The sequence below is a fragment of the Bradyrhizobium sp. BR 1432 genome (assembly GCF_051547705.1).
Classification (GTDB): Bacteria; Pseudomonadota; Alphaproteobacteria; order Rhizobiales; family Xanthobacteraceae; genus Bradyrhizobium; species Bradyrhizobium zhanjiangense.
In genome coordinates, this window is sequence record NZ_JBPUGF010000003.1 from 1,503,714 (window position 1) to 1,522,762 (window position 19,049).

The 19,049-nt window shown below is 65.0% G+C and carries 12 protein-coding genes and 1 pseudogene; 8 read left to right on the forward strand and 5 right to left on the reverse strand.

Features of this window, described 5'->3' with window-relative positions; translation table 11 throughout:
- Positions 1-136: 136 nt before the first annotated feature.
- A complete protein-coding gene (locus ACSKB8_RS07290; RefSeq protein ID WP_438103448.1) occupies positions 137-1,426 on the reverse strand; it encodes an IS4 family transposase in 1,290 nt (429 codons plus the stop codon).
- A gap of 354 nt (positions 1,427-1,780) precedes the next feature.
- On the opposite strand from ACSKB8_RS07290, the gene ACSKB8_RS07295 reads away from it, so the two are divergent.
- The 4 genes from ACSKB8_RS07295 to ACSKB8_RS07310 all read left to right on the forward strand — a co-directional run bounded on the left by ACSKB8_RS07295 (position 1,781) and on the right by ACSKB8_RS07310 (position 6,407).
- Positions 1,781-2,818 carry an MBL fold metallo-hydrolase gene (locus ACSKB8_RS07295; protein WP_438103449.1) on the forward strand — a complete coding sequence of 346 codons (1,038 nt, stop codon included), beginning with the start codon at positions 1,781-1,783 and terminating at the stop codon, positions 2,816-2,818.
- 85 nt (positions 2,819-2,903) lie between these two features.
- The gene (locus ACSKB8_RS07300; protein WP_370990406.1) at positions 2,904-3,074 is read left to right on the forward strand and encodes a hypothetical protein; all 171 of its coding nucleotides are present in this window, start codon (positions 2,904-2,906) and stop codon (positions 3,072-3,074) included.
- Between the two features lie 336 nt (positions 3,075-3,410).
- The gene (locus ACSKB8_RS07305; RefSeq protein WP_438103450.1) at positions 3,411-4,619 is read left to right on the forward strand and encodes an MFS transporter; all 1,209 of its coding nucleotides are present in this window, start codon (positions 3,411-3,413) and stop codon (positions 4,617-4,619) included.
- A gap of 72 nt (positions 4,620-4,691) precedes the next feature.
- On the forward strand, positions 4,692-6,407 hold the full coding sequence (locus ACSKB8_RS07310) for an N-acyl-D-amino-acid deacylase family protein (RefSeq protein WP_438103451.1): 1,716 nt from the start codon (positions 4,692-4,694) through the stop codon (positions 6,405-6,407).
- A gap of 190 nt (positions 6,408-6,597) precedes the next feature.
- On the opposite strand, the gene ACSKB8_RS07315 is transcribed toward ACSKB8_RS07310, so the two are convergent.
- Positions 6,598-7,920: an MFS transporter gene (locus tag ACSKB8_RS07315; RefSeq protein ID WP_438103452.1), complete on the reverse strand. Its 1,323-nt coding sequence runs from the start codon at positions 7,918-7,920 to the stop codon at positions 6,598-6,600.
- A gap of 258 nt (positions 7,921-8,178) precedes the next feature.
- Between ACSKB8_RS07315 and ACSKB8_RS07320 the strand changes: the two genes are divergently transcribed.
- From ACSKB8_RS07320 to ACSKB8_RS07335, 4 genes and pseudogenes are all read left to right on the forward strand, one after another.
- Complete coding sequence (locus tag ACSKB8_RS07320) at positions 8,179-8,832, forward strand: ABC transporter ATP-binding protein (protein ID WP_438103453.1); 654 nt, start codon at positions 8,179-8,181, stop codon at positions 8,830-8,832.
- On the forward strand, positions 8,829-11,291 hold the full coding sequence (locus tag ACSKB8_RS07325) for an FtsX-like permease family protein (RefSeq protein WP_438103454.1): 2,463 nt from the start codon (positions 8,829-8,831) through the stop codon (positions 11,289-11,291). Before ACSKB8_RS07320 ends, ACSKB8_RS07325 begins: the two co-directional genes overlap by 4 nt.
- Positions 11,281-12,364, forward strand: a pseudogene (locus ACSKB8_RS07330) (lipocalin-like domain-containing protein). The gene ACSKB8_RS07325 and the pseudogene ACSKB8_RS07330 overlap by 11 nt, the downstream one beginning before the upstream one ends.
- Positions 12,365-12,391: 27 nt before the next feature.
- Positions 12,392-12,778, forward strand: a complete 387-nt coding sequence (locus tag ACSKB8_RS07335; protein WP_438103455.1) for an MAPEG family protein — start codon at positions 12,392-12,394, stop codon at positions 12,776-12,778.
- 170 nt (positions 12,779-12,948) lie between these two features.
- On the opposite strand, the gene ACSKB8_RS07340 is transcribed toward ACSKB8_RS07335, so the two are convergent.
- The 3 genes from ACSKB8_RS07340 to ACSKB8_RS07350 all read right to left on the reverse strand — a co-directional run bounded on the left by ACSKB8_RS07340 (position 12,949) and on the right by ACSKB8_RS07350 (position 18,805).
- The gene (locus ACSKB8_RS07340; protein WP_438103456.1) at positions 12,949-14,139 is read right to left on the reverse strand and encodes an ABC transporter substrate-binding protein; all 1,191 of its coding nucleotides are present in this window, start codon (positions 14,137-14,139) and stop codon (positions 12,949-12,951) included.
- A gap of 311 nt (positions 14,140-14,450) precedes the next feature.
- Positions 14,451-17,609 carry an efflux RND transporter permease subunit gene (locus ACSKB8_RS07345; protein WP_128940896.1) on the reverse strand — a complete coding sequence of 1,053 codons (3,159 nt, stop codon included), beginning with the start codon at positions 17,607-17,609 and terminating at the stop codon, positions 14,451-14,453.
- Entirely contained in the window at positions 17,606-18,805 is a 1,200-nt protein-coding gene (locus ACSKB8_RS07350) for an efflux RND transporter periplasmic adaptor subunit (RefSeq protein ID WP_438103457.1), read from the reverse strand. Before ACSKB8_RS07350 ends, ACSKB8_RS07345 begins: the two co-directional genes overlap by 4 nt.
- Positions 18,806-19,049: the final 244 nt, after the last annotated feature.

Genomic DNA, 19,049 nt, shown 5'->3' on the forward strand with positions numbered 1-19,049 from the left:
CCCCGACACCCTCCCGGGGTCGTCCCGACGAAGGCCGGGACCCATACCGCGTGATCTTTCGAGAGGGGCGGTGGGAGTACCGAACGACTGGTCTTCGCCAAACTCCTCGTTGGGAGTATGGGTCCCGGCCTGCGCCCTAGGGCATGCACATATCTCTGAGGCTCCATCCTGCTGCGACGGCGTGGAAGTATTCGAGGCCGTTCTTGAAGGTGATCGGGCCCGGCGGCTTGGACGATGGGTAGCCGTCCCAGCCGCCGAGGCGACCAATGATCCAGGCGGCCCAAGCGAGGCTATCGGGCGGATGTGGGTTCTTTAATCGCTTGCTCCCGGCTTCGAGTTGACGGTTGAGGGCGGTGAGCACGTTAATTTGGCCGTTGTCGAAGGCAGCGAGAATGGGTTGGCGACTGCCATTGCGGGCCTGCAGAAGTTGGATTGTGATGACGGCCGCCTTAGCGGCAATCGCGACCAGCTTGAGAAGGCGATCGGCGGTTCCGATCTGGCTGTCTTCGAGCTTGAAGCCTTGTGTCTTCAGGATGCGGAAGAACTGCTCGATGATCCAGCGTTGCTTGTACCATTGGACGATGCGCCAGGCGTCCTCGATGCCGGTAACCTCGTGAGAGGTGAGAAGCCGCCAGTGCAGCGGCTCTACCCCGGTTTCGGCATTGATCTCGCGCACATCGACCACCGCCAATGGCAAGCTTTCCGGCAGATGGCGCAGGAACTTACTCTGTGGGCGGGCGAGCTCGATTGCGCCAAAGCGAAGTTCGAGGTGAGCCAGGCGGGCGGGCCGCGCGGCGCGCGCAGGCAATTGGATCGCACGCCGATCCACCGCGGCCATGGCATCGCTGACCTCATACAAGCCGCTGCGGTCGGCAAGCTTGCGATCATGCATGCTGCGCGCGATGACGTGGAAGTGTTGCTCGGCCGAGCTGGCATAAAGGGCAAAAATATCGCTCTCGCGGTCACCCAGCACCGTCACCGCTGTGGCCTTGGTGAGGAGCGGCTTGGCCGCCATGGCAGTGGATATCCAGCGCTGCGATTCCTTGTCCGATAACTCCCGATCGTCGTGCGAGGTCGTGCGGCGACCTGTGCGCGTCCATATCTGCCCGCTCAAAAGTCCAAGACAGTTGCCGTCATCGGCATCCACAGCCAGCAGCGGATGCAGCAGCACGCCGTGGTTATTGCCTTTGCCGATTTCTCCGAGCCCGCGCCGGCGTTGCGGTGTGGTGTTGAAGTGGATCTCGCTGGTGTCCTGGATGGCCAGCACGTGGCGGCCCTCTACCGCAGCGACCGTGCTTTCGCTCCAGCTTTCGATGATCCGCTCCACCGTCACCTTGTCATGGCCAAGAAAGCGGTTGAACCGCACTTCCAGCGCGCGGTTCCCCCTGGAGAGCTGCCGAAGGCAGACAGTTTTGCCCACAACCATGCGTTCGACGAACGCCGCCCCCCTTTATCGAGACGACGATCCCCGAACCGGCCCAGCGTCCAGTCAATCCGTGACAACATCGCGGCACCCCGTCCAAATCATGGAGTGCCGCAATACGAATCACACAGAACTCTGATTCTGGAATCCTCCCAGGCCGATCCGAGTCAATCCGCCGCACCAGATATGTGCATGCCCTAGGGCCTGCGCCGGGACGACACCGAATTTGTGGCGCCTGTCCCCACCTCACGCACAATAAAAATCTTCCAAATTTTCTTGTCTACACAGTGAATTGCTTCTCTTCCTGGCCCCCGACGTAGTAGAATCCTCGAAATCAGTTCCACGCCGGGTCCTGCCATGATCTTCCGCCAGCTCTTCGACAGCGTTTCGGGCACCTACAGCTATCTCGTTGCGAGCCGTCCAGGCGGCGAGGCGCTGATCCTCGATCCCGTGCTGGAGAAGGTCGATCGCTACTGCCAGCTGCTGCGCGAGCTCGACCTCAAGCTGGTCAAGGCGGTCGACACCCATCTGCACGCTGACCACGTCACCGGTCTCGGCGAGCTGCGCGACCGCACCCATTGCATGACCGTGATGGGCGACCAGACCAAGGCCGACGTTGTGGCGATGCGGGTCGCCGACGGCGACAAGGTGACGATCGAGGGCCTGTCGCTCGACGTGATGTACACGCCCGGCCACACCGACGATTCCTACTCCTATCTGATGGGCGACCGCGTCTTCACCGGCGACACGCTTCTGATCCGCGGCACCGGCCGCACCGATTTCCAGAACGGCTCATCGCGCGCGCAATACGACTCGATCTTCAACCGCCTGCTCAAGCTGCCGGACGAGACGATGGTGTTCCCGGCGCATGACTACAAGGGCGACACCGTCTCCACCATCGGCGAGGAGAAGCGCTACAATCCGCGGCTCCAGGTGCGCTCGGTCGATGAATATATCGAGCTGATGGCCAATCTGAAGCTGCCCAATCCGAAGATGATGGATGTGGCGGTCCCCGCCAACATGCATGTCGGCCTGCATCAGGAGGAGCTCGAGAAAGAGGGCCGCGTGCTCAGCGCGATCGAGGCGATCCGCATCCTCGGCCGGCCCGACGTCCTGCTCGTCGATCTGCGCGAGAGCAACGAGCGGACGAAGCACGGCATGCTCGAAGGCGCGCTGCACACGCCCTATCAATCCGTGGAGGAGAGCCTCAAGCCCGGCGGCATGCTGCGCGAGGTCGCGGCCGCCACCGGCCGCCGCGTCGTGTTCTTCTGCGCCTTCGGCGAACGTTCGGCGATGGCGGTGGCCGCCGCCAAGGAAGCCGGCCTTTCCAACACCGCCCATATCGCCGGCGGCCTGGATGCCTGGAAGAAGGCGGGCGGGCCGGTGATGCACTGAACGGCCGCCCCTTCTTGCGATAGGTCAGGTACCGCACATATTTTCCGGATAGGATCGGGTGCAGCATCACCATCCGGAACCAGTCATGGCCAAGACCGGCAAGCCGAGCCAGCCGCCCAAAATCGCGGACGACAGGACGCCGAGCGACAAGGCGAAAAAGCCCCCGCCGCCGCGCGAGATCGACGACGACTACGAGGACGGCGACATCGCAACGCCGAAGCGCGACCGCTACGGGCCGGACGACGAACCGTTGTGAGGGCCGTGCCAGGTTGAGTTTGACGGCGCACTGGCGTCACACCCTCCGCCGTCGTCCTGGCGAAAGCCAGGACCCATTACCCCAGCGCGGAATGGTGGGGCGAGCAAGCAACTCCGAATCTTCGCCAAACTGCTCCCTGGGGTAATGGGTCCTGGATCGGCGCTCCGCTCCAGACAATGCTGCGCGTTGTCAGGAGCTGCGCTTGTCCAGGACGACGATAGGGAGGCGTTCTCACGTCCACCGCCCGCACTACCTGCCATGCGCCTGCGTTCATGGACAAATAACCGCTCTGCCCGATAGTTTGCGCCTCCCTTTCGGACGCAAGACGGAACTGCAATGGTCGATGTTCTCGCCGCAGCGCAGCAAGGCAAGGCGGACAGCGCGCTGCGCACGCTGACGGGGATTTCGATCGCGCATTGGGTCAGCCATTTCCATCTGCTGGTGCTGCCGATGCTGTTCCCGTTCCTCAAGAGCCAGCTCGGCGTCGGCTATATCGAGCTCGGCTTCGCCCTCACCGTATTTGCGGTGGTGTCGGGATTGACGCAGGCGCCGACCGGCTATCTGGTCGATCATTTTGGCGCGCGGCGAATTCTGCTGGCCGGGCTCGCGCTCGGCGGCGTCGCGCTGATCCTGCTCGGCCTGCACCTCAGTTACGCCTCGCTGATCGCCTGCGCCGTGCTGCTGGGCCTCGCCAACAGCGTCTATCATCCGGCCGATTACGCGATCCTGGCCGAACACATGGACGAGGCGCGCATGGGCCGCGCCTTTTCGATCCACACCTTTGCCGGCTTTCTCGGCGGCGCCGTCGCACCGGCTATCGTGGCGGCGCTCGTCACATTGTCCGGTGGCACTGGGGCGCTGATCGCCTCGGGCGCGATCGGTGTTGCGGTGGCGTTGCTGCTGATCGCCATGAACATTCCCGACGCCGGCGCGCATAAGAAGAAGCCCGGCAGCGCGAACGCGCCAAGACAGGCCGTCATCACGCCGGCGCTGATCACGCTGACCGCGCTGTTCATGCTGCTGAGCCTGTCGGTCGCCGGCATCAACAATTTTGGCGTGGTGGCGCTGATGAGCGGCTACGGCGCCTCCTACTCGGCCGCCAATGTCGCGCTGACGGCGTTCCTCGGCGCCAGCGCCATCGGCGTGCTCGCGGGCGGCTTCCTCGCCGACCGGACCGAGCGGCACGGCCAAGTCGCCGCGGCCTGCTTTGCCGCGAATGCGGCGATCGTGCTGCTGATCGCACTCGCCACGCTGCCCGGCTGGGCTCTCACCACTGCCATGACGGCCGCCGGCTTCCTCAGCGGCGTGATCGCACCCTCGCGCGACATGCTGGTCCGCAATGCCGCGCCTGCCGGCGCTGCCGGGCGCGCCTTCGGCATCGTCTCCACCGGATTCAATCTCGGCGGCATCATCAGCCCGTTGCTGTTTGGCTGGATCATGGACCAGAGTGCGCCGCACTGGGTGTTCGGCGCCTCCGTGATCTTCATGGTGGCGACGGTGGTGCTGTCACCGTTCACGGAGCGGAAGCAGCAAAGCGATTCGTAGCGACAACTATAACTGTCGTCCCGGCGGAGGCCGGGACGACAGCAACAACAAAACAAAACGGGAAGAAACACCATGAGCACCCCTGATCTCGTGATCCGCGGCGGCACCGTTGCGGATGGGCGCGGCGGCGAATTGTTCGAGGCCGATGTCGCCATCACCGGCGGCAGGATCAGCGAGGTCGGGAAGGTTGCAGGCACAGGCAGCGAGGAGATCGACGCGCGCGGAAAACTGGTGACGCCGGGCTTTGTCGACGTGCACACCCATTACGACGGGCAGGTCACGTGGAGCCAGGACATCACGCCGTCGTCGCAGAACGGCGTCACCACCGCGATCATGGGCAATTGCGGCGTCGGTTTTGCGCCGTGCAGGCCTGCCGACCACACCCGCCTGATCCAGCTGATGGAAGGTGTCGAAGACATTCCCGAGCCGGTGCTGAGCGCCGGCATTCCCTGGGCCTGGGAGAGCTTTCCGGACTACATGGACTGGTTGTCGAAGCGCGATTTCGACATCGACGTCGGCGCGCAGCTGCCGCATGCGGCGCTGCGCGTTTACGTCATGGGCGAGCGCGGCGCGCGCCGCGATCCCTCGACCGCCGAGGACAACGCGGCGATGGCGAGGCTCGCGGGCGAGGCCGTGCGCTCCGGCGCGCTCGGCTTCTCCACCTCGCGCACGCTCAATCATCGCACCTCGACCGGCGATTTCACGCCGACGCTGAAGGCGGGCGAGGACGAGCTCACCGCGATCGCCGGCGCGATGCATCGGCAGGGCCGCAGCGTGCTGCAATTCGTGCTCGATCTCTCCACCATCCACGAAGATCTGCCGATGATGCTGCGGGTGGCGGATGCCACCAAATGCCCGATCTCGTTCTCGATCACCCAGAACGACAAGGCGCCGCAGCGCTGGCGCCAGACGCTGGACGAGATCAATGCGGCCGCACAGCGCGGCCTCTCCATCACCGCGCAGATCGCGGCGCGCCCGGTGGGCCTGTTGCTCGGGCTCGAGCTGTCGCGCAACCCGTTCCAGACCCATCCGAGCTACAAGGCGATCGCGCATCTGCCGCTGCAGGAGCGCCTCGCGCGGCTGCATCAGTCTGATGTGCGCAAGGCGATCCTGAGCGAGACGGCGACCGCGACCGACGATCCGCTGTTCTTCCGGCCGAACTACGACAAGATGTTCTTGCTCGGCGATCCCCCTGACTACGAGCAGTCGCCGGAGAATGCGCTCGGGCCGCAGGCGCGCAGGCAGGGCCGGCAGCCGGAGGAGCTCGCTTACGATGCGATGCTGTCGGACGAAGGCCGCGGCATGCTCTACGTGCCCTTCCTCAACTATTCCGACGGCAACTTGGATGCGACGCGCGAGATGCTGATCGATCCGCAATCGGTGCCCGGCCTGTCCGACGGCGGCGCGCATTGCGGCATCATCTGCGATGCCAGCTTCCCGACCTATCTGCTGACGCACTGGACGCGGGACCGCAAGCGCGGCAAGAAACTGTCGATCCCGTTCGTGGTCGCGGCGCAGTCGCGCAAGACCGCGCTCTCGGTCGGCCTCACCGATCGCGGATTGATTGCGCCCGGCTACAAGGCCGACGTCAACGTGATCGACTACGACCGCCTGCATCTGCATCCGCCGAAGGTGCATTACGATTTGCCGGTCGGCGGCCGGCGCTTGTTGCAGGATGTCGACGGCTACGAGGCGACGATCGTGTCGGGCGTCGTGACGCGGCGGCAGGGTGACGCGACGGGGCGCCGACCGGGGAAGCCGATTCGGGGCGCGCAGGGGGTGGATTAGCCACGGTGATTGCTGGCTTACCCTCCCCTGGAGGGGGAGGGTCGGCTCACATGGAGCACAGCGAAATGTGAGACGGGGTGGGCTGACGGTCTCTCCGCATCGAACACTGCCCGAGTGGAGAGATCACCCCACCCCGCTCGCGCTTCGCGCGATCGACCCTCCCCCTCCAGGGAGGGTGAGAGAGCCCCCCTTACGTCGGCGACACCGCGCTCTTCAGCGCGCCCGCCTGCGGGGCACCACCGGTCAGCCTGGCGCGTTCGGTGTTCGGCCACAGCAGGAGCAGGCCGAGCAGGCCGGAGCCGACCATGATCGCGGCGTTGATGGTGAAGCCGGTCATGTAGCCGTCGAGCATGCTGCCGGCATGCTGGATCACGGTGCCCATCACGGCGGGTGCGATGATGCCCGAGAGCGTATAGAGCGCGCCATAGATTGCGAGGATGGCGCCGCGCTGCGAGGTCGGCGTGAACTCGCCGAGCATGGGCGGGCAGACGACATAGATCGCGCCGCACAGGCCCGTTCCGACCACGAGCAGCGCGAGCTGAAGGCCAGCGCCCTGGACATGCGGCATCGAGGCCAGGATCAGGCCGCCGACGACCAGCGGCACGGAGCCGAGCACGCCGCGGGCGACGCGCGTGGTCGAGCCGCGGACCATCATCAGTTGCGAGATCCAGCCGGTCAGGATCACGATGGTGGCGCCGAAGATCCAGGGCAGGGTCGAGATCCAGCCGGCCTGGCTCTGCGAGAAGCCGAGACCCTTGATGATGAACGGCGTGAACCAGGTCAGTCCGAGCGACAGCGCCCAATAGGCGCCGAAGGTGGCGGCGACGCAGCCGAGGAAGGTGCGCGAGGTGAGAAGCTGAATGTAGGCAATCTTCGTTTCGGTGGCGGCGAGGGTCTGCGTGTCCTCCAGCGGGCCTTCCTTGGCGAGCGCGAGCCAGGCACAGACCCAGATCAGGCCGATGACGCCGAGAGCGCCGAAGGCATAGTGCCAGGAATGGTTGACGATGATCCAGTTCAGCGCCGGCACCGCGATGATCACGCCGAAGGCCGAGCCTTGCGACAGGATCGCGGTGGGCAGCGTGCGCTTCTCGTCGGGGAACCATTTGTAGATGGCGTGCGCGGCGACCGAGAAGGCCGGACCTTCGCCGGCGCCCAGCACGATGCGGCAGATCAGGAGCGTCGTGAAGGAGACGGTGCCGACCATCGGAAACTGCGCCAGCGCCCAGACCACCGCGAGCGCCAACAGCACCCATCGCGTCGGCACCTTGTTGACGATGAAGCCGACCACGATGGCCGAGATCGAGAACAGGAAGAAGAACGAAGAGCCGAGCAGGCCGAATTGCTCCGGCGTGAGCTTGAGGTCCGCCATGATCGGCACGCCGGCGAGGCCGACGACGATCTTGTCGGCGAAGTTCACCAGCATGAACAGGAACAGGAGAAAAGTGATGGTCCAGGCGCCCTTCGGCGTCCCGGTCGGCTTGCTCGCCGCGGACGGCGTTCCCTGAGCGCTCATAAATCTCCCCGTTTATGTCTTTGCGGCACTTTTTTGATTTGGCCGTCTTGGGAGCTAACAACGGGTTCGAGACCAACGCAACCCGGCATTTCCGCAGCAAGTGTGCTACGCAGCATTCTTACCTCTCCCCACCGGGGAGAGGTCGATTTGCGCAGCAAATCGGGTGAGGGGTTCAGGTCCCACGACAGGCCTTAACCCCTCACCCGCGCCTTCGGCGCGACCTCTCCCGACGGGAGAGGTGAAAAAAATGGCAGGCCCGTGCTGAGCATCAAGAATCTATCCAAGACCTTCTTCTCGGCCGGCGAGCCGGTCCACGTGCTGCGTGGCGTCGATCTCGACCTCCGGGCCGGCGAGCGCGTCGCGCTGACGGGAGAATCAGGCAGCGGCAAGAGCACGCTGCTGCACCTCATCGCCGGCCTCGATGCTGCCGATGGCGGTTCGATCCGGCTGGTGGATATCGAGGTCACCAAGCTGTCAGATGCAGGACGCGCGGAGCTGCGACGCGACCGGATCGGCCTTGTGTTTCAGCAATTCAACCTGATCCCGAGCCTGTCGGTCGCAGACAATCTCGCCTTCCAGGCCCGGATCGCGGGCCGGCATGATGCGGCCTGGACGAAAGAGCTGATCGAACGGCTCGGACTTGGCAGCCTGCTCAAACGTTATCCAGAGCAATTATCGGGCGGACAGCAGCAGCGGGTCGCGATCGGCCGGGCGCTGGCAACAAGGCCCTCGCTGCTGCTGGCGGATGAGCCGACCGGCAATCTGGACGAAACCACCGCCGAGGACGTGCTGGCGCTGACGCGCGATCTCGTGGCGCGCACCGGCTGCGGCTTCCTGATGGTGACGCACAGCCTGCATCTGGCAGCAACGCTCGACCGCCATCTCACTTTGCATGGGGGGCGCATCGCATGAGGCGCGCGCTGTGGGTCCTCGCCGTACTGCTGAGCCATTGGCGGCGCCACAGGATGCAGTTCGCAACGCTGCTGATCGGACTGATCGCGGCGACCGCGCTGTGGAGCGGCGTGCAGGCGATCAACCAGCAGGCCCGCAGCGCCTATGACCGCGCCGCCGCAACCTTTGGCGGCGTTCGCACCGCGATGCTGGTGGCGCCTGATACCGCGACCTTTTCCCAAGAGCTGTTCATAAGACTCCGACGCGCGGGCTGGCCGGTCTCCCCGGTGCTGGAGGGACGCGTCCAGATCAATGGACGTTCGGTGCGGCTGCTCGGCATCGAGCCGGTGACGCTGCCGGCCGACGTCGGCAATGCACCGCGCCTTGGTGCATCTGATTTGAGCAGCTTCGTTGCGCCGCCGGGCCAGACGCTGGTGGCGCGGGAGACGCTGGCCGACTTGCAGGAAATAGAAGGCGCGGCGCCGGCGATCAGCAGCGGCGCGAAGTTGCCGCCACTGCGCGTGCTGCCGCAGCTCGTGCCCGACGTGCTCGTGGTCGATATCGGCGTGGCGCAGCGGCTGCTCAACAAACCGGACCAGGTGTCGCGGCTCCTGCTCGGCAAGGCGAAGGGCAAGCCCGCGCCGCTGGCGAGTGTTATCGGCGAGCAGCTGCAGCGGGTCGAGCCGAATGCGGAGACGGAGCTGGAGCGCCTCACCGACAGTTTTCACCTCAATCTCACCGCCTTCGGTCTGCTGTCGTTCTTCGTCGGGCTCTTCATCGTCAACTCGGCCGTCGGCCTCGCCTTCGAGCAGCGGCTGCCGATGCTGCGGACGTTGCGCGCCTGCGGCGCGTCGGCGCGGCTGGTCAACACGGTGCTGGTGGTCGAGCTGGTCGTATTGGCGCTGGTCGCCGGGCTGATCGGGCTCGTCTGCGGCTATTTCATCGCGGCCGCGCTGTTGCCCGACGTCGCGGCGTCGCTGCGCGGGCTCTATGGCGCGCAGATCCCGGGGCAGCTGACGCTGCGTCCCGAATGGTGGCTGGCCGGTATCGGCATCAGCATTGCCGGCGCGCTGGTGGCGGCGGCGACCAGCCTGATCAAGGCGATCAGGATGCCGGTGCTGGCAACGGCGCAGCCGCGCGCCTGGCAGCAGCGGCAGCGCCGCTGGCTGATCCTGCAAAGTGCTGCGGCGTGCATGGTGTTCGCGGTCGCGCTGCTGCTGCTTCACTATGGGCAATCGCTGATCGCCGGCTTTGGCGTGCTGGCGGCGCTGATGTTCGGCGCGGCACTGATCCTGCCGGCATTTCTCGAACTCATCCTGCTCCTCGGCCAGCATTTCGCGCGAAAGCCGCTCGCACTGTGGTTCTGGGCCGACAGCCGGCAACAACTCTCCGGATTGTCGCTGGCACTGATGGCGCTGCTGCTTGCACTCGCCGTCAATGTCGGAGTGTCCACCATGGTGGAGACGTTCAGCCGGACCTTCATCGGCTGGCTCAATGGACGGCTGGCGGCCGACGTCTACATCAGCGCGTCCGACAATGCGCAAGCCGTTGCGATCCGGAACTGGCTGCGCGAGCGTAGCGATGTCCAGGCGATCCTCTCGGGCGGACGTGCGGAGGCGCAAGTTCAGGGACAACCGGTGGAATTGCTCGGCCTGCCCGACCACGCGCTCTATCGCGAGCGCTGGCCGCTGCTGGAGGTCGCGCCGCGTGCCTGGACCCGGCTCGTGCCGGGCAATGCCGCCTTCATCAGCGAGCAATTGAGCCGGCGGCTGAATGTCCGCGTCGGCGACGTCTTAGAGGTACCGGCACCGGGCGGGACCTGGGAGCTCGACATTGTCGGCATTTATGCCGATTACGGCAACCCCAAGGGACAGCTCGCCGTCAATGTCGCGGCGCTGATCCGGCACTTTCCGCAGACGCCGCAGACGCGGATCGGGCTCATCGTCGCGAAGGAGAATATCTCCGGCCTGATCGCGGCCTTGCAGAAGCAGTTTTCGCTCGACGATCGCAGCGTCGCCGACCAGGCCACGGTGAAGTCGGAATCGATCCGCATCTTCAACCGCACCTTTGCGGTGACCTCCGCGCTGAATGCCTTCACCCTAGGCGTCGCCGGCATCGCTCTGCTCACGAGCCTGCTGACGCTGGCGAATTCCCGCTTGCCGCAGCTCGCGCCGCTGTGGGCGATCGGGCTCACCCGGCCGCGCCTTGCCGCGATCGAGCTGACCAAGACACTGTCGGTGGCGCTGTTCACATCGCTGCTGGCGGTGCCGCTCGGCCTGTTGGTGGCGTGGTGCCTGATCGCGATCGTGAACGTAAAGGCGTTCGGCTGGCGGCTGCCGTTCCATGTGTTTCCGCTGCAGCTGGCCGAGCTGGTCGCGGTCGCGCTGCTCGCCTCGCTGATTGCCGCACTGCTGCCGATGCTACGGCTGGCGCGGATGCAGCCGGCAAGCCTCGTCAAGGTGTTCGCCAATGAGCGCTGATCGGATCTCACGGCGTGCGTTCGCCGGCGGCCTTGCCGCGCTCGCCCTCGCGCGCCGTGCACGCGCGCAAGGCTATGCCGGGCTCGGCGAGACCGCTGATGGCTATGCCAAGGTGACGCCGGGGAAGGTCTTCACCTTTCCGAGCGATCACGGGCCGCATCCGGAATTTCGCATCGAGTGGTGGTATCTCACGGCCAACCTCGTCGATGCCAGCGGCGCGGCTTGCGGCCTGCAATGGACGCTGTTCCGCCAGGCGGCGCAGCCGGGCCCGCAAGCCGAAGGGTGGGCCAATCAGCAGGTGTGGATGGGACATGCCGCGGTGACGCGCGCCGACACCCATCGCTTCAACGAGACGTTTTCACGCGGTGGCGTGGGGCAGGCCGGCGTCACGGCCAAGCCGTTCGATGCCTGGATCGATGATTGGGAGATGAAGGGTCTCGAGCGCACCGATGATCGCACGCTGGCGCCGCTGACGCTGAAGGCCTCCGCCATCGACTTCAGCTACGCACTGACGCTGGAGGCCGACCGTCCGGTGGTGTTGCAGGGCGACGGCGGCTATAGCCGCAAGTCGGAGCGCGGGCAGGCGTCCTACTATTACAGCCAGCCGTTCTACCGCGCGCGCGGCACGCTCACAATCGATGATAAACCGGTCGAGGTGTCGGGCCAGGCCTGGATGGACCGCGAATGGAGCAGTCAGCCGCTCGATGCCGACCAGACCGGCTGGGATTGGCTGTCGCTGCATCTCGCATCCGGCGAACAAGCTGATGCTGTACCGGTTGCGGCAGAAGGACGGCCAAAACTATCCGTTCGGCAATTGGATCCGCGCCGCCGGCGAGGCGCAGATGATTGCAGGGGGCGAGATCCAGATGATTCCGAAGGCAACCGCGGACGTTGCGGGACGCAAGCTGCCGGTGGAATGGCAGATCGCAATCCCCTCGCGATCGTTCTCGATCCTGTGCAAGCCACTCAATCCAAGGGCTTGGATGGGGACCGGCTTCTCCTATTGGGAGGGACCGATCAGCTTTTCCGGCACGCATGACGGCGTTGGCTATCTCGAGCTGACCGGCTATTGAAGCGCGATCTCTGCGAAGGAACCAACGATGTATCATCTCACCGCCCTGGTCACGCTGCTGGCGATCGCATTTTATTTCTTCACCTGTATCAACGTCGCGCGGTCGCGCGACAAGACCGGCGTCAAGGTGCCGGCGATGTCGGGCCATCCGGATTTCGAACGCGCCTTCCGCATCCAGATGAACACGCTGGAATGGATGCCGATCTTCCTGCCGGCGCTGTGGCTGTTCGCGACCTACATCAGCGACGCCATCGCAGCTGGCATCGGCGTCGTCTGGATCATCGGCCGCATCGTCTATTTCATCGGCTATTCCAAGGCGGCGGCAAAGCGCAGCCCGGGATTTGCGATCCAAGCCCTCGCCGCCATGGCGCTGTGGGCGGGGGCGCTGGGGGCGGTGGTGTTGCGGCTGGTGTGAAGCCGAGGGCGACACCACACACTCGGTGTCGTCCTGGCGAAGGCCAGGACCCATAACCACAGGACGTGGTTATGGGCACGATGTGGCCACAGCTTGTTTCAACATTTAGGAGCCGGGGTAGTGGGTCCTGGCTTTCGCCAGGACGACATTGTGCTTGTTGAACCTCCGCCTCACTTCGTCAGCGGGCAGCCGCTTTCCTTGGCGGTGAAGAAGGCCTTGTCGCCGGGGACGGTGGCGAGCAGCTTGTAATAATCCCAGGGCTTCTTCGATTCCGAGGGCTTCTTGACCTCGAACAGATACATGTCGTGGACCATGCGGCCGTTCTCGAGCACCTTGCCGCCTTGCGCGAAGTCGTCGTTGACCGGCAGCTCCTTCAGCTTCTTGGCGACCGCGTCCGGATCCTTGGTGCCGGCGGCCTTGACCGCCTTGAGATAGCTCAGCGTCGCCGAATAGGTGCCGGCGTGAATCATGCTCGGCATCCGCCCGGTGCGCTTGAAGAAGCGTTCGCCGAGATTGCGGGTCTTATCGTTGAGATCCCAGTAATAGCCCTCGGTCAGCACCAGGCCTTGCGCGGCCTGAAGCCCGAGGCCGTTCACCTCGGCGAGCGTCATCAGGAGGCCCGCGAGCTTCTGGCCACTGGCGACGATGCCGAACTCAGACGCCTGCTTGATCGAGTTGGTGGTGTCGAGACCGGCATTGGCAAGGCCGACGATCTTCGCCTTCGAGCTCTGCGCCTGGAGCAGGAAGGAGGAGAAGTCCGACGAGTTGAGCGGCACGCGCACCGAGCCGACCACCTTGCCGCCGTTGGCGGTGACGATCTCGCTGGTGTCCTTTTCCAGCGCGTAACCGAAGGCATAGTCCGCGGTGAGGAAGAACCAGGTGTCGCCGCCGGCCTTGGTCAGCGCACCGCCGGTGCCGACGCCGAGCGCGCGGGTGTCGTAGGCCCAGTGGAAGCCATAGGGCTGGCAGGCATCGCCGGTAAGGCGCGAGGTCGCGGCGCCGACGACGATATCGATCTTCTTCTTTTCTTTGGAAAGCTCATGGATCGCGAGCGCGACCGAGGAGGTCGTCAGCTCCGTGATCATGTCGACGTTCTCGACGTCGTACCAGCGCCGCGCGATCGAGCTGGCGAGATCCGGCTTGTTCTGGTGGTCGGCGGTGACGAGCTCAATCTTGTGGCCGAGCACCTCGCCGCCAAAATCCTCGATCGCCATCTTGGCGGCCTCGACCGACCATTTGCCGCCGTAGTCGGCATAGACGCCGGACTGGTCGTTGAGGATGCCGATCTTGACGCCCTGCGCCGAGGCAGGCACCGCCAACAATACGACCGAGGCCGCGGCGGCCAAGAATGCTGATTTCATATGTTATCTCCCGACAGTCTTCTGTTGTGAAATCGCGCGGATAGTAGTGAAGAACCCCAGGCGTGCCCATCCATTTCGGCGTAGGCCGTTAGTATGGGCGCGCTCCACACAAATGCTGTCGTCCCGGACAAGCGCGCTTCAAGCGCGCGTAGATCCGGGACCCATAACCCCAGGGAGCAGTTATCGCGCGCAGCTGGTCACCGCGAGTCTTCGCCAAACTCGATCCTGTGGCTATGGGTCCCGGATCTGCGCTTGCGCTTGTCCGGGACGACAGCGTGATTGTGGCTACGCTGATGGACTCCCGACGATGGTCAGCCCGCGACCTCCGCCTTCTTATCCCGCCGCCCCTCCGCCAGGTTGCGCACCACCACATAGAAGATCGGCGTGAACAGAAGTCCGAACAGCGTGACGCCGATCATGCCGAAGAACACGGCGACGCCGACGGCCTGCCGCATCTCCGAGCCGGAGCCGCTCGAGATCACCAGCGGCAAGACACCGAGGATGAAGGCGAAGGACGTCATCAGGATCGGCCGCAGGCGCAATCGGCAGGCCTCGATGACGGCCTCGAGCCGCGGCTTGCCTTCGTTCTCGATATCGCGCGCAAACTCGACGATCAGGATCGCGTTCTTTGCCGCCAATCCCACCAGCACCACGAAGCCGATTTGGGTGAGGATGTTGACGTCCTGCCCCATGATGCGCACGCCGATGGTGGCAGCGAGCAGGCACATCGGCACGATCAGGATCACCGCGAACGGCAAGGTCCAGCTGCCATATTGGGCGGCGAGCACGAGATAGACGAACAGCACGCAGATCGGAAACACGTAGAGACCGGCATTGCCGCCGGTGACCTGCTGATAGGACAGGTCGGTCCATTCGAAGCTGAAGCCACTCGGCAGCGTGTCGTCCGCGAGCTTCTTGATAGTGTTGAGCGCGGTGGTCGAGCTGGTGCCCGGCGCCGGCTCGCCCTGCAATTCGGACGCCGCGTAAAGATTATAGCGCGCGACGCGGTCGGGACCCGAGACATCCCTAAACTCGACCACACTGCCGAGCATCACCATGTCGCCGGAGGCGTTGCGCGTGCGCAGGCGTGCGAGATCGCTGGGCTCCTTGCGGTAGGGGAAATCGGCCTGCGCGGTGACGTGGTAGGTGCGGCCGAACAGATTGAAGTCGTTGACATAGGTCGATCCGAAATAGGTCTGGATCGTGTCGTTGATGTTGGAGATGGGAACACCGAGCTTCTGCGCCTTGGTGCGGTCGATGTCGACGAAGAGCTGCGGCGTGTTGGCCGTGAACGGCGAGAACACCGAGGTGAGACTTGGCGCCTTGCGCGCGGCGGCGACCAGCTCATCGGTCGCGGCGGCGAGCATTTCAGGCCCGCGACCCTGGCGATCCTGGACGCGGATGGTGAAGCCGCCGCCGGTGCCGATGCCGGGCACGGCCGGTGGCGGAATCACGATAATGAACGCGCCCTGGATCGCGGACAGGCGCTTGCGCAGCTCGGCCGTGATGGCGTTGGCGGACAGCCCCTTCTTCAGCCGCGCCTCCGGTTCGTCGAACACTGGAAACAGCGCCGCCGCATTGCCGGCCTGGGTGCGGGTGGCGCCGGAGAAGCCGGCGAAGGCCGCAACGCGGACGATGCCCGGCGTATCCAGCGAGATCCGCTCGATCTCGCGCACGACCTCGGTGGTACGTGCCAGTGACGCCGCACCCGGCAATTGCACGGATACGATGACGTAGCCGCGATCCTGCGCCGGAATGAAGCCCTGCGGCGTGGTCACGATCAGCCAGCCGGCGCTGCCGATGAGCACGACGTAGATCAGGAGCATCACAACGGAGTGGCGGATCACGAAATTGGCAAGACCGGCATAACCATGCGCCAGCCGCTCAAACACGCGGTTGAACACGCCAGTGAAGGCATCCCAGCCTCGCGCAATGACATTCCAGGCAGCCGGCGGCTTCTTCTCTTCGTGCGGCACCAGGATCTGCGAGGCCAGCGCCGGCGACAGCGTCAGCGAGCAGAAGCAGGAGATCGCAGTCGCGACCGCGATGGTGACGGCGAATTGCTGGAAGAATTGGCCGGAAATGCCGCCCAGGAACGCGGTCGGCACGAACACCGCGCAGAGCACCAGCGCGATCGAGACCAGCGCGCCGCCGACCTCTTCCATCGTCTTCAGCGCCGCATCGCGCCGGCTCATGCCGTGCTCGAGATGCCGCTCGACATTCTCGACCACGACGATGGCGTCGTCGACCACGATACCGACGGCGAGCACGAGGCCGAACAGCGTGAGATTGTTGATGGAGAAGCCCAGCGCCGCCATCACCGCGAAGGTGCCGACCAGCGACACCGGTATCGCGATGATCGGGATGATCGCGGGCCGCCATCCCTGCAGGAACACCAGCACGACGACGACCACTAGCAGCATGGCCTCGTAGATAGTCTTGATCAGCTCGTGGACCGACTGCGCGATGAACTCGGTCGGGTTGTAGCCGATATTGTAGTCAAGTCCGCGAGGGAAGCTCGCCTTGAGCTTCGTCATCGTGTCGGAGATGTTTTTCGCCGTCGCGAGCGCGTTTGATCCGGGCCGCTGGGTCACCAGCATGGCGACCGCCGATTTGCGCAGCAGGAAGCTATTGGTGGAATACGCCAGGGCCCCTAGCTCGATGCGGGCAACGTCGCGCAAACGAACGACCCGGCCGTCGGAGCCGGCCTTGATCAGGATGTCCTCGAACTGTTTCTGGTCTTTCAGGCGTCCCGTGAAGGTGAGGTTCGGCTGGAAGGCGCGGTCGGCGATCGGCGGCTCGGCGATCTGGCCGCCGGCGATCTGCAGGTTCTGGGCGCGGATCGCCGCGAGCACCTCGGCCGAGGTCAGGCCGAGATTGGCGATCCGGTCAGGATCGAGCCACAGCCGCATCGAATAGTCGCGTGCACCAAAGATCTGGATGTCGCCGACACCGTCGAGACGCAGCAGCTGGTCGCGGACCTGGAGCAGCGCATAGTTCGAGATGTAGAGCTGGTCGAACGTGTCGTCGGGCGACAGCATGAACACGACCATCAGGATGTCGGGCGAGTTCTTGCGCGTGGTGACGCCGTTGCGCTGCACCTCCTCCGGCAAACGAGGCTGCGCGATGGCGACGCGGTTCTGCACCAGCACCTGGGCCTTGTCGAGATCGGTGCCGAGCTTGAAGGTGACGGTGATGGTGAGCTGGCCGTTCGAGGTCGCCTGGCTGTAGAGATACAGCATGTCCTCGACGCCGTTGATCTCCTGCTCGATCGGAGCTGCGACCGTGTCGGATACGGTCTGCGCGGAGGCGCCGGGATATTGCGTGGTGACGACCACGGTGGGCGGCACCACTTGCGGATATTCGGAGACCGGCAGCGTGGTGTAGGCGATCGCGCCGACAATCAGCAGCACGATCGACAGCACCATCGCCAGGATGGGCTGGTTGATGGAGAGGCGGCCAAGATTCATGACTTGCCACCGGCCGGGGCTTGCGCGGTCTGCGGCGCGACCTTGGCGCCGACGCGGGCGCGCTGGATGCCGTTGACGATGACGCGGTCCTCCGCCTTCAACCCTTCGCGGATCACGCGCAGGCCGTCATCGAGCGGCCCGAGCACCACCGGACGCGCCTCGACCGTGTCATCGGGCTTCACCACGAACACGATCTTGCGAGACTGGTCGGTCGCGATAGCGACGTCCGGGATCAGCAGCGCCTCATAGGGCGCGCTGCCGATCAGGCGGACGCGCCCGAACTGGCCGGGCAGGATCGACAGGTCGGTGTTCTTGACCACCGCGCGGCTGCGCAGCGTGCCGGTCGAGACATCGAGGCGGTTGTCGAGGAAGTTGACGGTGCCCTCATGCGACGGCTTGGTTTCACCGGCCAGCGTCACCTGCACCGGGTTCGCGGTGTCGCGCGAGCTTGGGCGCCGCCCCTCGAACCACAGCTTGCTGTATTTGATGAAGGTCGCTTCATCCATGTCGAAATAAACGTAGATCGGATCGAGCGCGACGATCGAGGTGAGCAGCGTCGAGGTGCCGGTGTCGCTGCCCTGCACGAGATTACCGGGACTGACGAGGTGGCGGCTGACGCGACCGGTCAGCGGCGCCGTCACATGCGTGAACTCGATGTTGAGCTTGGCGGCCTTCAGCGCGCCCTCGGCCTGCGTCTCGGCCGCATGCGCGGCCTGCAAGGCCTGGCGGCGCTGATCGACGACCTGCTCCGAGACCGCGCTGGTCTGCACCAGGTTGAGGCCGCGGTCGAGCTCGCGCTTGGCAAGCTCCACTTTGGCCCGCGCATCCGACAGCTGACCCTCCGCCTGCGCGGCCACCGCCTCGAACGGACGGGAATCGATCACGTAGAGCAAATCGCCCTGGCGCACGATAGCGCCGTCCTGGAACTCGACCGAGTTGACGAAGCCGCCGACGCGGGGGCGCACCTGCACCTCCTCGACCGCCTCGAAGCGACCGGTGAACTCGTCCCAATCAGTGACAGTGCGCTTGACCGGTTGGGCGACCGTCACCGGCGCCGGCGGCGGGGCAGCGGCCTGTGACGCCGGCTTGTCGCAGCCGGACAGGGCAAATGCCGCGGCGAGGAGCCCGGCGATTGCGCTGTGCTGAACGAAATCGTGCTTTTTGACAAACTGCTCGCTTCCGTCCGGTCCAGTCATCCCAGGTCCTCGCATAAAAGCCGCGGAAAATGCAGGATAAGCGCCCACTCGCGGGGGACACAACATGGGCGGCAATGATGAACTCTTCAAGACCAATGCACGCGCAATGCCCGGCCGCATGCCCTGACCGGATGGCGGGTTGACAGGGGGATTAGCCGGCCTCGCACGCGATGATTGGCGGGCGGAATTCGATTGGACTTATTCGCGGGGCTCATGAATGGAGGAGGCGAGGTCCACGCTGCGT

Excerpts from the sequence above, each read along its gene's own strand:
- ACSKB8_RS07345 (WP_128940896.1), bottom strand. The coding sequence starts at position 17,609 with ATGAATCTTGGCCGCCTCTCCATCAACCAGCCCATCCTGGCGATGGTG.
- ACSKB8_RS07350 (WP_438103457.1), bottom strand. The coding sequence starts at position 18,805 with ATGACTGGACCGGACGGAAGCGAGCAGTTTGTCAAAAAGCACGATTTC.
- ACSKB8_RS07310 (WP_438103451.1), top strand. The coding sequence starts at position 4,692 with ATGAGCACCCCTGATCTCGTGATCCGCGGCGGCACCGTTGCGGATGGG.
- ACSKB8_RS07315 (WP_438103452.1), bottom strand. The coding sequence starts at position 7,920 with ATGAGCGCTCAGGGAACGCCGTCCGCGGCGAGCAAGCCGACCGGGACG.
- ACSKB8_RS07295 (WP_438103449.1), top strand. The coding sequence starts at position 1,781 with ATGATCTTCCGCCAGCTCTTCGACAGCGTTTCGGGCACCTACAGCTAT.
- ACSKB8_RS07300 (WP_370990406.1), top strand. The coding sequence starts at position 2,904 with ATGGCCAAGACCGGCAAGCCGAGCCAGCCGCCCAAAATCGCGGACGAC.
- ACSKB8_RS07290 (WP_438103448.1), bottom strand. The coding sequence starts at position 1,426 with ATGGTTGTGGGCAAAACTGTCTGCCTTCGGCAGCTCTCCAGGGGGAAC.
- ACSKB8_RS07305 (WP_438103450.1), top strand. The coding sequence starts at position 3,411 with ATGGTCGATGTTCTCGCCGCAGCGCAGCAAGGCAAGGCGGACAGCGCG.
- ACSKB8_RS07335 (WP_438103455.1), top strand. The coding sequence starts at position 12,392 with ATGTATCATCTCACCGCCCTGGTCACGCTGCTGGCGATCGCATTTTAT.
- ACSKB8_RS07340 (WP_438103456.1), bottom strand. The coding sequence starts at position 14,139 with ATGAAATCAGCATTCTTGGCCGCCGCGGCCTCGGTCGTATTGTTGGCG.
- ACSKB8_RS07325 (WP_438103454.1), top strand. The coding sequence starts at position 8,829 with ATGAGGCGCGCGCTGTGGGTCCTCGCCGTACTGCTGAGCCATTGGCGG.